Annotated in this window: 11 protein-coding genes, 7 tRNA genes and 1 rRNA gene (1 of these 19 cut by a window edge); 2 read left to right on the top strand and 17 right to left on the bottom strand. The window is 41.6% G+C overall.

Annotation, left to right across the window (positions count from 1 at the left end; translation table 11 throughout):
* The first annotated feature begins 112 nt into the window (after positions 1-112).
* Positions 113-1102 carry a uroporphyrinogen decarboxylase family protein gene (locus tag ACYQ2D_RS10130; protein ID WP_117457544.1) on the top strand — a complete coding sequence of 330 codons (990 nt, stop codon included), beginning with the start codon at positions 113-115 and terminating at the stop codon, positions 1100-1102.
* Between the two features lie 77 nt (positions 1103-1179).
* Here the strand turns inward: ACYQ2D_RS10130 and trhA are convergent, their stop codons facing one another.
* The 9 genes from trhA to ACYQ2D_RS10085 form a co-directional block, all read right to left on the bottom strand.
* Positions 1180-1842, bottom strand: coding sequence for a PAQR family membrane homeostasis protein TrhA (trhA, locus tag ACYQ2D_RS10125; protein ID WP_117457543.1), 663 nt, complete (start codon positions 1840-1842; stop codon positions 1180-1182).
* Between the two features lie 242 nt (positions 1843-2084).
* Positions 2085-2630, bottom strand: coding sequence for an NADH peroxidase (locus tag ACYQ2D_RS10120; protein WP_117457542.1), 546 nt, complete (start codon positions 2628-2630; stop codon positions 2085-2087).
* 95 nt (positions 2631-2725) lie between these two features.
* Positions 2726-3145, bottom strand: coding sequence for a Fur family transcriptional regulator (locus ACYQ2D_RS10115; RefSeq protein WP_022302784.1), 420 nt, complete (start codon positions 3143-3145; stop codon positions 2726-2728).
* Between the two features lie 79 nt (positions 3146-3224).
* Positions 3225-3503 carry a GIY-YIG nuclease family protein gene (locus ACYQ2D_RS10110; RefSeq protein WP_459786164.1) on the bottom strand — a complete coding sequence of 93 codons (279 nt, stop codon included), beginning with the start codon at positions 3501-3503 and terminating at the stop codon, positions 3225-3227.
* A gap of 207 nt (positions 3504-3710) precedes the next feature.
* Positions 3711-4532, bottom strand: coding sequence for a M23 family metallopeptidase (locus ACYQ2D_RS10105; protein WP_117457540.1), 822 nt, complete (start codon positions 4530-4532; stop codon positions 3711-3713).
* Between the two features lie 73 nt (positions 4533-4605).
* Positions 4606-5490, bottom strand: a complete 885-nt coding sequence (locus ACYQ2D_RS10100) for a SpoIID/LytB domain-containing protein (protein WP_459785362.1) — start codon at positions 5488-5490, stop codon at positions 4606-4608.
* Positions 5491-5586: 96 nt separating this feature from the next.
* Positions 5587-6150 carry a tRNA 5-(aminomethyl)-2-thiouridylate-methyltransferase MnmM gene (mnmM, locus tag ACYQ2D_RS10095; protein ID WP_117457538.1) on the bottom strand — a complete coding sequence of 188 codons (564 nt, stop codon included), beginning with the start codon at positions 6148-6150 and terminating at the stop codon, positions 5587-5589.
* Positions 6147-7439: an O-acetylhomoserine aminocarboxypropyltransferase/cysteine synthase family protein gene (locus ACYQ2D_RS10090; protein WP_022302789.1), complete on the bottom strand. Its 1293-nt coding sequence runs from the start codon at positions 7437-7439 to the stop codon at positions 6147-6149. Before ACYQ2D_RS10090 ends, mnmM begins: the two co-directional genes overlap by 4 nt.
* 108 nt (positions 7440-7547) lie before the next feature.
* Positions 7548-7859, bottom strand: coding sequence for a hypothetical protein (locus ACYQ2D_RS10085; RefSeq protein ID WP_187559174.1), 312 nt, complete (start codon positions 7857-7859; stop codon positions 7548-7550).
* Positions 7860-7984: 125 nt separating this feature from the next.
* Between ACYQ2D_RS10085 and ACYQ2D_RS10080 the strand changes: the two genes are divergently transcribed.
* Positions 7985-8758, top strand: a complete 774-nt coding sequence (locus ACYQ2D_RS10080) for a DUF6062 family protein (RefSeq protein WP_117457537.1) — start codon at positions 7985-7987, stop codon at positions 8756-8758.
* A gap of 564 nt (positions 8759-9322) precedes the next feature.
* Here ACYQ2D_RS10080 and ACYQ2D_RS10075 read toward each other — a convergent pair.
* From ACYQ2D_RS10075 to ACYQ2D_RS10040, 8 genes are all read right to left on the bottom strand, one after another.
* Positions 9323-9395: transfer RNA gene (locus ACYQ2D_RS10075), tRNA-Lys, on the bottom strand.
* A gap of 39 nt (positions 9396-9434) precedes the next feature.
* Positions 9435-9507: transfer RNA gene (locus ACYQ2D_RS10070), tRNA-Phe, on the bottom strand.
* 19 nt (positions 9508-9526) lie between these two features.
* Positions 9527-9600: transfer RNA gene (locus ACYQ2D_RS10065), tRNA-Met, on the bottom strand.
* Positions 9601-9613: 13 nt separating this feature from the next.
* A tRNA-Thr gene (locus ACYQ2D_RS10060) sits at positions 9614-9686 on the bottom strand.
* Between the two features lie 41 nt (positions 9687-9727).
* Positions 9728-9809, bottom strand: a tRNA-Tyr gene (locus ACYQ2D_RS10055).
* A 20-nt stretch (positions 9810-9829) separates the two neighbouring features.
* Positions 9830-9902, bottom strand: a tRNA-Val gene (locus tag ACYQ2D_RS10050).
* Positions 9903-9932: 30 nt separating this feature from the next.
* Positions 9933-10006: transfer RNA gene (locus tag ACYQ2D_RS10045), tRNA-Asp, on the bottom strand.
* Positions 10007-10087: 81 nt separating this feature from the next.
* Positions 10088-12759, bottom strand: a 23S ribosomal RNA gene (locus ACYQ2D_RS10040); it runs 215 nt beyond the window's last position.

The raw sequence follows: 12759 nt of genomic DNA, 5'->3' as shown, positions 1-12759 counted from the left end.
AAGTCCCCACCCCTGCTTATTGCTTTTTGCAATTGAAGCAGAGGACTTCCTTGATTTGGTTAAAAAAAGTAAAAAAAGAATAACGAACGTAACAAATAAAGGAGGTTTTTTTATGTTAACTAAACGTCAGAACTTATTAGAAACCATCCATGGCGGAAAACCAGACCGCTATGTGAATCAGTATGAAGCATTTGCTATGTTATTCAACAACCCACACAGCATGCATGACCCTGCTCCGGAATATGGAAAACCACCGGTTAAAAATGCATGGGGTATCACAAAAGTATGGCCGGAAGGCACACCTGGCGCATTCCCGATTCATGATGAAGAACACATTGTATGTAAAGATATTACAAAATGGCGTGAAACTGTTCATGCACCACGTCTGGATTATTCCGATGCCGAGTGGGAACCTTTTATCAAAGAAGCAGAAAAAATCGACCGAAATGAATATTTTGTGACACAGTTTATTGCTCCCGGAATTTTTGAACAATGTCATTATCTTCAGGAAATCCAGAATGCATTAATTAATTTTTATGAAGAACCGGAATATACTCAGGAATTAATTGATTACTTAACAGAATGGGAACTCGAATATGCAGAAAAAATCTGTAAATATATTAAACCGGATGCACTCTTCCATCACGATGACTGGGGAAGCCAGAATTCTACTTTTATTTCTCCTGATATGTTTGAAGAATTTATTCTGCCATCCTACAAAAAAATTTACGGCTATTATAAATCTCATGGTGTTGAGCTAATCGTACACCACTCCGATTCTTATGCGGCAACTTTAGTTCCTTACATGATTGATATGGGAATCGATATCTGGCAGGGAACCATGAGCTCCAACAATATTCCAGAATTAATCCAAAAATACGGAGACAAAATTACCATCATGGGTGGAATTGACAGTGCCTCTGTTGACCGTCCGGATTGGACACCGGAACTGGTTGAAAAAGAAGTACGCCGTGTCTGCGAAGAAAACGGTACAAAATTCTTTATTCCTTGTATCACACAGGGTCTTGGAATCAGTACCTTCCCTGGTGTATACGAGACAGCAAGCGAAGTAATTGATAAAATCAGTAAAGAAAAATTCTAATCTCTTCTCTATACCAAAAGGACGAAGCTTCAAAAGCTCCGTCCTTTTTTCGATACAGATCATCAAACGATATCAACTTAAATCGGCATATTTGCAATAAATAAATACATCACAATAAAATGGCAGATACTTCCCCCCATCACAAACAGATGGAAAATTTCATGAGAGCCGAAATTTTTATGCTTTGCATTAAATAACGGTACTTTGAGTGCATAAATCACTCCACCAACAGTATAAATGATTCCACCTGCCAACAGCCAGCCAAATCCTGCCGGATTGAGTGCTTTTACAATCGGAATAAAAGCAAATACACACAACCAGCCCATTGCGATATAAATCACAGAAGAAAACCATTTTGGACAGGTAATCCAGCATGCCTTCACAATCGTTCCAACTATTGCTACTGACCATACCGCAATACAAAGAATCGTTCCTGTTTTTCCATGAAGTGCAATCAGGCAGACAGGAGTATAGCTCCCGGCAATTAAAAAGAAAATCATAATGTGATCCATTTTTCTAAGTCTGCGGTTTACTTTCTCAGTTGAATCCACTGTGTGATAAATTGTACTCGCTGCATACAACAGAATCATACTCAGAATAAAAATGCTCATCGCAATCAGGTGAATCTTATCCGGTTCTCTTGCTGCCTTTAAAAGCAGCGGGGCAGCCGCAAGTACTGCCATCACACATGCAATAAAATGAGTAATTGCACTTCCAGGATCTTTTATTTTAAATTTCATACAAAACACTCCTCTCTGTTCTGCAAAATTATATGATTAGTATTGTTTATTATTTTATGTAGTTTTAATTACTACTTGTTACGAAATATAATACTACTTATTTCTTCTTTTTGCAAGTAATTTTTGAGAGAAGTAATCGACTTATTTTGACAAAACAGAAGTAATAAAAAAAGAAGTACGAATTGAAGAATTTCTTCATTCCGTACTTCTTTTTTTATTACTTCTTATTTCAGGCTTATAAATTATCCAAAGTATCTCTTTAACAGTCCAGCAAATGCTTTTCCGTGTCTAGCTTCGTCTCTTGCCATTTCATGAACAGTATCATGGATTGCATCTAAGTTTGCTGCTTTTGCACGTTTTGCCAGGTCAAATTTACCGGCTGTAGCACCATTTTCTGCTGCAACACGCATTTCCAGGTTTTTCTTTGTGCTGTCTGTTACAACTTCACCTAATAATTCAGCGAATTTTGCTGCATGTTCTGCTTCTTCGTAAGCTGCTTTTTCCCAGTATAAACCGATTTCCGGATATCCTTCTCTATGAGCAACTCTTGCCATAGCCAGGTACATACCAACTTCAGAACATTCACCTTCAAAGTTTGCTCTTAAGTCTGCTAAGATATCTTCGCTTACGCCTTTTGCAACACCAACTACGTGTTCTGCTGCCCAGCTCATTTCGTCTTCTTTCTGTTCTACAAATTTGTCAGCGCCAACGCCACATACTGGACATTTTTCCGGTGCTGCTTCGCCTTCATAAACATATCCACACACACTACATACAAATTTTTTCATAATCGTTTTCTCCTTTTCTAATTGATAATTTATTTTTTAGATTTTTAATAACAATAATTATTACTGTTTTAATATAACATACTTGACTTTTTTTGTCAACTAGTTTTTTTCTTTTTTAATTCCTGACTTTTGTTTTCCAGACACTCCTTACAGATTCCATAAAATGTAGTTCTATGTCCGTGGATTTCACCATCAAAGTTTTTGGCAATCCGTTCTGTAAGACCTGTCAGATGCTCATCTTCAATATCAAAAATATTATGGCATCTGGTACAGATGAAATGACTATGCGGTTTTGCATTTCCATCAAAGCGATCCGGTCCGTCTCCTGTCGGAACTTTTACAATTTCATCTAATTCCACTAAGAGCGAAAGATTTCTATATACCGTGCCAAGACTGATATTGGGATACTCTTTACGAATTGACGCATATACATCATCAGCAGTCGGATGCTCTTTTGAGGCTTTTACAAACTCTCGAATGGATTCCCTCTGACGGCTGTATTTCAATGTAGCCATCGCATTTCATACCCCCTTTAATTCTTACTTTGATAACAGTAATTGTTACTGTGATTAAAATATATCATACTTAACAATTTTAGTCAAGTATATTTTTAAAATTTTTTTCAATTAATTTAAGCTTGTCCTTTCTTGCAAGCTGTTTGATTTCCCACTCTCTTCTCATTGCTTCCTGCCTGGTCAAAAATCTTTCATAATAGACCAGCTCCACCGGGCGTCTTGCCCTTGTATACTTTGCGCCTTTTCCGGCATTATGATTCTGAATCCGCTTCTCCAGATTGTTTGTCCACCCTGTATAAAGACTGTCATCCTTACACCTTAAAATATACGTATAGTTGGCACTCTCCTGATTTTCCATTTCACAAATTCCTTTTATGTAATGGGCACTGACAAAACAGCACCCTTCTATTTTTAAGCCGCCGATTTTAAGAAGTATTTCACTCAAAAAATTTTCACTTTTTTATAGTCTAAATTGAATCGGCTGCGGATTTTCTTTTCCGCATACTTTATTATACTCCTCTGTGCTTCAAATGTGAATCTTTACGCGGTATTTCCTGTTCTGTTTTTATGGCAGATATTCCAGCGGGTCAACCGCTACTCCATCCTTTGTCATTGCAAAATATAAATTAGAACCTTCTTTGCTGTAGTACTTCGTCGGTTCACTCACATAACCCAATGTTGCTCCGGCTTCCATATAGCTTTCCGGCTCAAATGCTGTCTCTTTTAACTGTCCATAAACTGCCTGATAGCCATTCCCCAAATCAACGGTCATGGTAAGTCCGGTTTCTTCGTTATTTACAACAGAAACAACCTTTCCATTTGCAACTGCAAGCACCGGTGTTCCCACGCCTGCCCCAACTGCAATTGCCGGACTGTAGCGGTATTCATTTAACGTCGGAAAATAAATCGTATGATCCATGTTATAATCCAAAAGCACCTGTCCTTCTACCGGCCACTGCATCAGCGAACTTTCCGTAAAATTCACTTCCGGTATTGATTGCACAGCTTCTGTCTGAGTTTCAACAGACTCTTCTTCCTTTATTTGTGTTTCTATATTTTGCTCTGCCTCGTCTGTATTTTCCGCTTCTTCCGGTTCTTCTGTTTCTTCTTCCATTACTCTTTCTCCCTCTACCTGTGAAGTATTTACATCCTGTGTTTCTGGATCCTTCGATTCTGGATTCTGTGTTTCTGAATTCCGGTTTTCTTCCGTAGTTTCTTTTTCCTCTGTTTTCATTGCCTCATCAATGGAATCGCCCTCATTTAAGACAAATTCTTTTTCATTTGGTACATTTTTACTTCCGGACTGATAAACCACCGTACAAGTACCTGCAATTACTGCCATCAGCATCAGTCCTAAAGCAAGATGGGTTCTGTTTTTTCTTCTCATATTTTCACCTCAACCTATATGGAGCATCCGCCCCTTCTTGTTTTCATCTATAGGATTGCCAAAATATGAGAAGTTATTCATTTTTTTGCATCTCTACTTCTATTAATTCTAAACCCGGAAAAAAATAGTTTAAAATTTCCTGATACTGCTTGTTTTCCTCCGCCATTTTTCCAGCCGTCCACTGGCTGAGTCCCAGTCCATGTCCGACTCCCCTGCATAAAAAACGAATCATTTCCTTATCTGTCTGTACAATAAAACAGGAAGAAGGAAGCTTTAGAAGTTCACGCATTTCTTCCCCTTGAAAGTCCTGATTCCCTGCCTGAATCTCCAACACATACCCCAAACGATCTGTTTCTTTGATTTTAATCTCCCCGGCATCTTTAATTTCAAATCCTGCATATTCTTTTTTTATTAATCTGCGAAACTCTTTTAACTCAAAATAACATCCATTGACATAAAATGGACTCTTCTTATCCTGAATCGTGTCTACAGAAATCAAATAAGCAAAATTTTCACCCAGAAGTTCCTTTCCATCTCTGCTTCGTTCTGTTCCCACTGCATAAAATGGAATCTGTTTTACCTCATGATTCAAAGCCAGCACTTTTCCTCTCGTTTCCTCTGCTGATTCTAAAAATACATGAAATCGCTCTAAAAAAAATGGAATTCTTCTTTTCGCTTTTAAATATTTTGCTGCCTCTTCTGCTTTCTGCTTTTCTTCTCCTTTTTCCCACTGCAGATAAAAATTTCCACGTGCAATCACAGTCTGCGCCTTAATGCTCTCCTTCGGAGCTTCCCAGTCTATCTGCATTGCCGTTAAAACTGCTATGTAATCTTCAAAATCCGTTTCATTTCTGACCGGTGGACATTCTTTGATTCCCAATATCAAGACAACAATCAAACAAGGAAGCCCTGCCATAAAAAACAAAAGGCATACTCCGGATTTTATTTTCTTTTTCATAAATTTATAAAACCCAGACCTCTTTTGTTTATTCTTATGACAAAACTTCCCTGTCCTATTCATATTCTTATAATTTCAAAATTTAACTAAGCCTCATTATTTTTTTATAATCAGTACCGGAATCGGTGGATTATTTTTGCGGTTGTAATAAGCACTCACAATCACCAGATATTTTTTTTCATCAAGGCTCTTTAAATACGCTAAAAGTGTATCCCTTTCCTCAAATCCGGTCTCTCCTCCGCTGTAAATACAAAGACTCATCACTCCACCTTTTTTAAGCAGTCTCAGACCCTCTATAACGGCGTTTTTACTGCTTTCAGGCTTCGTAGCAAGAGAATGGTCACTTCCCGGCAAATATCCGAAATTAAAGCAAATACCGTCCACAGAAGCCTCATCTGCATACTTTGCCATATTTTCATGACTGTCCAGTATTAATCTTGCCTTCTGCTCCATCCCCTCTGATTTTAATAATGCTCTTGTTGATTCAAGTGCCTGCTTCTGAATATCAAATGCAAGCACCTGTCCCTCTTTCCCTGCAAGCTCACATAAAAACAGCGTATCGTGTCCATTTCCCATTGTTGCATCAATATACGTTCCGCCTGTCACTGCCTGCATTAAAAACAATTCATGACACCATTCGGTTATCTGAAATGATTTCATAATGTCTTACTTTCCTCCAATGCCTGTGCAAGGTCATCGATAATGTCTTCTACATTTTCAATTCCGACAGAAAGACGAATCAATCCCGGAGAAATTCCTGCTGCCTTGAGCTGTTCGTCATTTAACTGTCTGTGAGTATGACTTGCCGGGTGTAAAACACTTGTCTTTGCATCTGCAACGTGTGTCACAATAGATGCCAGTTTTAAGCTGTCCATAAATTTAACAGCCGCTTCTCTTCCTGCTTTTAATTCAAATGAAATGACTCCGCAGGTTCCGTTTGGCATGTACTTTTTCGCCAGTTCATGATATTTATCATTTGGAAGTCCCGCATAATTTACATGACCGACTAACTCATGCGCATCTAAAAATTCTGCAACTTTCTGCGCATTATAACAATGTCTCTCCACACGAAGCGGAAGTGATTCCAGACTTGCATTTAATAAAAAGCAGTTCATCGGAGACGGAATTGAACCTAAATCACGCATTAACTGTGCATTAATTTTTGCAATGTAAGCAGATTTTCCAAAATGCTCTGTATACACAATACCATGATAAGATTCATCCGGTCTTGTCAGCCCATGGAATTTTTCTCCATAAGCGTCCCAGTCAAACTTTCCACTGTCAATAATTGCACCACCAACCTGCATTGCATGTCCATCCATATATTTTGTCGTAGAATGAGTGACAATGTCTGCGCCCCATTCAAACGGTTTACAATTTACCGGAGTAGCAAATGTATTATCTACAATAAGCGGGACTCCATGTTCATGCGCAAGTTTTGCCATTTTTTCAATATCAAGCACAACCAATGCAGGATTGGAAATTGTCTCTGAAAAAACAGCTTTCGTATTTGGCTGAAATGCTTTTTCTAATTCTTCTGCCGGTGCATCCGCATCTATAAAAGTACATTCGATTCCCATTTTCTTTGCTGTTACGCCAAGCAGATTCAAGGTTCCGCCATAAATTGCAGAAGCACAAATCACATGGTCTCCGGCTTCGCAGATATTAAAGACCGCATAAAAGTTTGCCGCCTGTCCGGATGAAGTTAAAACTCCGGCCACTCCGCCTTCCAGATCTGTAATTTTCTCCGCTACCATATCATTTGTCGGATTCTGAAGTCTGGTATAAAAATATCCTTCATCCTTTAAATCAAATAAGCGTCCCATTTCTTCAGATGTATCATATTTAAATGTTGTGCTTTGATAAATCGGCATCATTCTCGGTTCGCCTTTCTTTGGTTTCCAACCGGAATGTAAGCATTTTGTTTCGATGTGTAGCTCTTTTCCCATTTCTCATATCGCCTTTCTTGGTATTATATTTCTTTTATTGTACCACTTTCAGACATATCCTGCCACTGACATCTTATTTTTCTCTTAATCTTACACAGTTATCGACAATTATCGACGAAACTTCTTCTGTCCATAGATAATCAGACCTACAAATACAACGATTCCAATTGCAAGAATTATCAGCTTATTTCCGCTGTCTAATTTATTCATGGAATCTAAAAATCCAAGCACCATCATATCAATGCCGATAACTGCAATTGCACCACCTGTTGCCATCATAAATTTTCTTTCGTTCTCCGGTGACACACCTTTTGAAAATCTCTCACGAATCATACTTGGCTTTCCCCAGATAACAAGATATAAACCAATCACTACAACTACTGCAGCTAAAATAATCATCATCAGACAATCTCCTCTCATTTTCGCTCACTCCTTCCCTTATAGTATATATAAGACTCAAAAAGTATTTTGACCCTAACATCATAATACTGTAAAATTAATATCAAGTAAAGAAAATATAAGACCAACGAAAGGATTGCCTGATTATGAAAGAACAAATTTATACCATTCCTTTAATGGATGCTTTTAATGCCGGTGATGAGTGCCCATTCTGCTTTATCGAAAGAAATCTGGAACAGCATGCCATGGATTTTGTACTTGGCGCCGGTGCTTCTTATATGGAAGATGATATCCGTGCCGAAACCGATAAAGCAGGATTTTGCCGTGAACATTATAAAAAGATGTTTGAATATGGAAACCGCTTAGGATGCGGTCTGATTTTAACCACTCATTTCAAAAAGAAAAACGAAGAATTAAAGCAACAGATAAAAATGTTTTCTCCTGCAAAAGCTTCTATGTTCAGCCATTTTAAAAAGGCTCAGTCTACCACGGATGCTCCAAAAACTTCTATCGGTGTCTGGGCAAAAGCACAGCAGGAAAGCTGCTATATCTGTGACTATTATAAAAATACTTATTTGCGCTACCTCGATACGTTCTTTGAACTCTATCGAAAAAATCCTGAATTTGTCGAGCTTTTCAAAAAAAGTAAAGGATTCTGTCTCCCGCATTTTGCTGATTTAGTCGAAAATGCAGAAACAATTTTATCAGACAAAGAAAAATCGGATTTTTATGAAACGTTATTCCCACTGATGACCGAAAACATGCAGCGTGTCACTGACGACCTTGAATGGTTCTGTGACAAATTCGATTATAAGAATAAAGATGCAGATTGGAAAACTTCAAAAGATGCAATTCCAAGAGGAATGCAAAAAGCTGCTGGCAGCTATCCAGCAGATCCGCCATACAAATCGGCTTTATAGAATTTTAGATGCTCTGGTAACGTAGTTGCCGAGCAGGTAAAGCGGACATTCGCAATCCGCTTCGCTACTTGCTCATGAACGCAGTCGCTTTGCGATCTGTCAGTGGGAGTTGAAAGCTCCCACTGACAGAAGCATCCCCCTCACCCGCCGCTTAGTGCTTTGCGCACTTGAAGTGGGGGAATGCTTATCTGCGTTCAAAAATGACACAAAAAAAACAAGAGCCTTGAATCTTGAGGGGGGATAGATTCAAGGCTCTTATTTTTCACGTCTACTTTATAAAAAAGAAGGAGAGCCGATATAAGGGAAATATCGGCATATGAAAAAGAAAAAGATTTTTGAAAAAAGTCTTATTGGCTTTGTTCAAGTAATAATATACACAGAAATTGTGATGATTTTGTGTTCAAATAATGAAAGAAATATGAAAAAGTATTTTATACTTTTTTTATGAATTGGTATTACCGGTTTGTTTTTTGCTTCTTTTAGTGCGTGAAACGCAATTTCCCCTGCAAAAACGCAACAAAAAAAGATTGAAATCTTGATAAGAGATTTCAATCTTTTAAGCAGTGAAGCATCGGGGATTCGAACCCCGGACAACTTGATTAAAAGTCAAGTGCTCTACCGACTGAGCTAATGCTCCATATTTCAATAATTTCATCCTGACTATTCGCAGGAAAAATGCCCAGAGCCGGAATCGAACCAGCGACACGAGGATTTTCAGTCCTCTGCTCTACCAACTGAGCTATCTGGGCCTAATAAAATTAAATTGAGTAGCGGGGACAGGATTTGAACCTGTGACCTTCGGGTTATGAGCCCGACGAGCTTCCAGACTGCTCCACCCCGCGTTATTAATTTAAAAGCCGATGATCGGACTCGAACCGATAACCTGCTGATTACAAATCAGCTGCTCTGCCAATTGAGCCACATCGGCATAAATCAATGAATAGAATCGCACCTCATCGGTACTTTCAATGGGCGATGGTGGATTCGAACCACCGAAGGCGTTGCCAGCAGATTTACAGTCTGTCCCCTTTGGCCACTCGGGAAATCGCCCATATTAATTTTTAAAATAAATGGGACCTACAGGGCTCGAACCTGTGACCCTCTGCTTGTAAGGCAGATGCTCTCCCAGCTGAGCTAAGATCCCATTATTCTTTTCGTTTCCTTTCGGAAACAACGACCCAGAAGAGACTCGAACTCTCGACCTCCGCCGTGACAGGGCGGCGCTCTAACCAACTGAGCCACTGGGCCTTATGAAGAATATATCTTCAAAACTACATATACAAAACCGAAACCATGCAGACACTTGCCGCTCCACTGATTTCTCAGCTTCTGGTCAAGCCCTCGACCGATTAGTAGCAGTCAGCTCCATACATTGCTGCACTTCCACCTCTGCCCTATCTACCTCGTCGTCTTCAAGGGGTCTTACTTCTTTCGAATGGGATATCTCATCTTGAGGGGGGCTTCACGCTTAGATGCCTTCAGCGTTTATCCCTTCCAGGCTTGGCTACTCTGCCATGCAGTTGGCACTACAACAGATACACCAGCGGCCTGTCCATCCCGGTCCTCTCGTACTAAGGACAGCTCCTCTCAAATATCCTACGCCCACGCCGGATAGGGACCGAACTGTCTCACGACGTTCTGAACCCAGCTCGCGTACCGCTTTAATGGGCGAACAGCCCAACCCTTGGGACCTACTACAGCCCCAGGATGCGATGAGCCGACATCGAGGTGCCAAACCACTCCGTCGATGTGAACTCTTGGGAGTGATAAGCCTGTTATCCCCAGGGTAGCTTTTATCCGTTGAGCGATGGCATTCCCACTTAATACCACCGGATCACTAAGCCCTACTTTCGTACCTGCTCCACCCGTCGGTGTCGCAGTCAAGCTCCCTTCTGCCTTTGCACTCTTCGAATGGTTTCCGTCCATTCTGAGGGAACCTTTGGGCGCCTCCGATACCCTTTCGGAGGCGACCGCCCCAGTCAAACTCCCCGCCTGGCATTGTCCCACCGCCGGGTCACGGCGGCTGGTTAGAAACCCAATACTGCAAGGGTGGTATCCCAACATCGACTCCGTAGCAACTGGCGTCACTACCTCTCAGTCTCCCACCTATCCTGTACATGCAATACCGAATCCCAGTACCAAACTGGAGTAAAGCTCCATGGGGTCTTTCCGTCCTGGCGCAGGTAACCAGCATCTTCACTGGTACTTCAATTTCACCGGATGCATTGCCGAGACAGCGCTCAAATCATTACGCCTTTCGTGCGGGTCGGAACTTACCCGACAAGGAATTTCGCTACCTTAGGACCGTTATAGTTACGGCCGCCGTTTACTGGGGCTTAAATTCAATGCTTCGTTTCCTGACATCTCCTCTTAACCTTCCAGCACCGGGCAGGCGTCAGCCCATATACCTCACCTTTCGGTTTCGCATAGACCTGTGTTTTTGCTAAACAGTTGCTTGAGCCTATTCTCTGCGGCCCGCTTTTACACGGGCACCCCTTCTCCCGAAGTTACGGGGTCATTTTGCCGAGTTCCTTGGCAATGCTTCTTCCGTCGGCCTTAGGATTCTCTCCTCATCCACCTGTGTCGGTTTACGGTACGGGTACGTTACAAACAATAGCGGCTTTTCTTGACGCATGGCTCACACACTTCCCTACTCTAGTTCGGTCCGCATCACGCCTTTGGATTGCCACACGGTTTTTCCTATGTGACTCCTCCTTCGCTTGCCCCGGGATTCCATTCCCGGGTTGTGCTCTCCACACGTGTCCCCACAGTTCTGTTCTAACGCAGTACAGGAATCTCAACCTGTTGTCCATCGGCTACGTCTTTCGACCTCGCCTTAGGTCCCGACTTACCCAGGGCAGATCAGCTTTACCCTGGAAACCTTAGATATTCGGCCATAAGGATTCTCACCTTATTCTCGCTACTCATTCCGGCATTCTCTCTTCAATACAGTCCACAGCTCCTTTCGGTACTGCTTCTTCCCGTATTCAATGCTCCTCTACCAATGTATTTAATACATTCTTCAGCTTCGGTGTCGTGTTTTAGCCCCGGACATTTTCGGCGCAGGACCTCTCGACCAGTGAGCTATTACGCACTCTTTGAATGTATGGCTGCTTCTGAGCCAACATCCTGGTTGTCTTCGAAATCCCACATCCTTTTCCACTTAACACGTACTTTGGGACCTTAGCTGGAGGTCTGGGCTCTTTCCCTTTTGACTATCCAACTTATCTCGTATAGTCTGACTCCCGATAATCAATTCCATGGCATTCGGAGTTTGATATTCTTCGGTAGGCTTTGACGCCCCCTAGGAAATTCAGTGCTCTACCTCCATGTATCTCTATCGAGGCTAGCCCTAAAGCTATTTCGAGGAGAACCAGCTATCTCCGGGTTCGATTGGAATTTCTCCCCTATCCACACCTCATCCCCACCCTTTTCAACGGATGTGGGTTCGGTCCTCCACTGCCTCTTACGGCAGCTTCAACCTGGACATGGATAGATCACCCGGTTTCGGGTCTGCACATACTGACTCTGGCCCTATTCAGACTTGGTTTCCCTACGGCTCCACGCCTTTAGCGCTTAACCTTGCCAGCATGCACAACTCGCCGGACCGTTCTACAAAAAGTACGCGGTTCCGCATATAAAGCGGTTCCACAGCTTGTAAACACAGGGTTTCAGGTTCTCTTTCACTCCCCTCCCGGGGTCCTTTTCACCTTTCCTTCACAGTACTATGCACTATCGGTCACTAAGGAGTATTTAGCCTTACGGGGTGGTCCCCGCTTCTTCCCACAAGGTTTCTCGTGTCTCGTGGTACTCTGGATCCTGCCTTGTCCTCTTTCCTTTCCCATACGGGGCTTTCACCCTCTCTGGCTGGCTTTCCCAAAACCATTCTGGTAGAATCAAGGAATCAATTTTGCAGTCCGAACCCCAGCATGCACGCACACTGGTTTGGGCTCTTTCCCGTTCGCTCGCCGCTACTTAGGAAATCGAGTTTTCTTTCTTCT

It is taken from the genome of Blautia stercoris (assembly GCF_054657695.1).
Note: the sequence above shows the minus strand (reverse complement) of the source record. Positions and strands in the feature narration are given on the sequence as shown.

Excerpts from the sequence above, each read along its gene's own strand:
- ACYQ2D_RS10130 (WP_117457544.1), top strand. The coding sequence starts at position 113 with ATGTTAACTAAACGTCAGAACTTATTAGAAACCATCCATGGCGGAAAA.
- trhA (WP_117457543.1), bottom strand. The coding sequence starts at position 1,842 with ATGAAATTTAAAATAAAAGATCCTGGAAGTGCAATTACTCATTTTATT.
- ACYQ2D_RS10120 (WP_117457542.1), bottom strand. The coding sequence starts at position 2,630 with ATGAAAAAATTTGTATGTAGTGTGTGTGGATATGTTTATGAAGGCGAA.
- ACYQ2D_RS10115 (WP_022302784.1), bottom strand. The coding sequence starts at position 3,145 with ATGGCTACATTGAAATACAGCCGTCAGAGGGAATCCATTCGAGAGTTT.
- ACYQ2D_RS10110 (WP_459786164.1), bottom strand. The coding sequence starts at position 3,503 with ATGGAAAATCAGGAGAGTGCCAACTATACGTATATTTTAAGGTGTAAG.
- ACYQ2D_RS10105 (WP_117457540.1), bottom strand. The coding sequence starts at position 4,532 with ATGAGAAGAAAAAACAGAACCCATCTTGCTTTAGGACTGATGCTGATG.
- ACYQ2D_RS10100 (WP_459785362.1), bottom strand. The coding sequence starts at position 5,490 with ATGAAAAAGAAAATAAAATCCGGAGTATGCCTTTTGTTTTTTATGGCA.
- mnmM (WP_117457538.1), bottom strand. The coding sequence starts at position 6,150 with ATGAAATCATTTCAGATAACCGAATGGTGTCATGAATTGTTTTTAATG.
- ACYQ2D_RS10090 (WP_022302789.1), bottom strand. The coding sequence starts at position 7,439 with ATGGGAAAAGAGCTACACATCGAAACAAAATGCTTACATTCCGGTTGG.
- ACYQ2D_RS10085 (WP_187559174.1), bottom strand. The coding sequence starts at position 7,859 with ATGAGAGGAGATTGTCTGATGATGATTATTTTAGCTGCAGTAGTTGTA.
- ACYQ2D_RS10080 (WP_117457537.1), top strand. The coding sequence starts at position 7,985 with ATGAAAGAACAAATTTATACCATTCCTTTAATGGATGCTTTTAATGCC.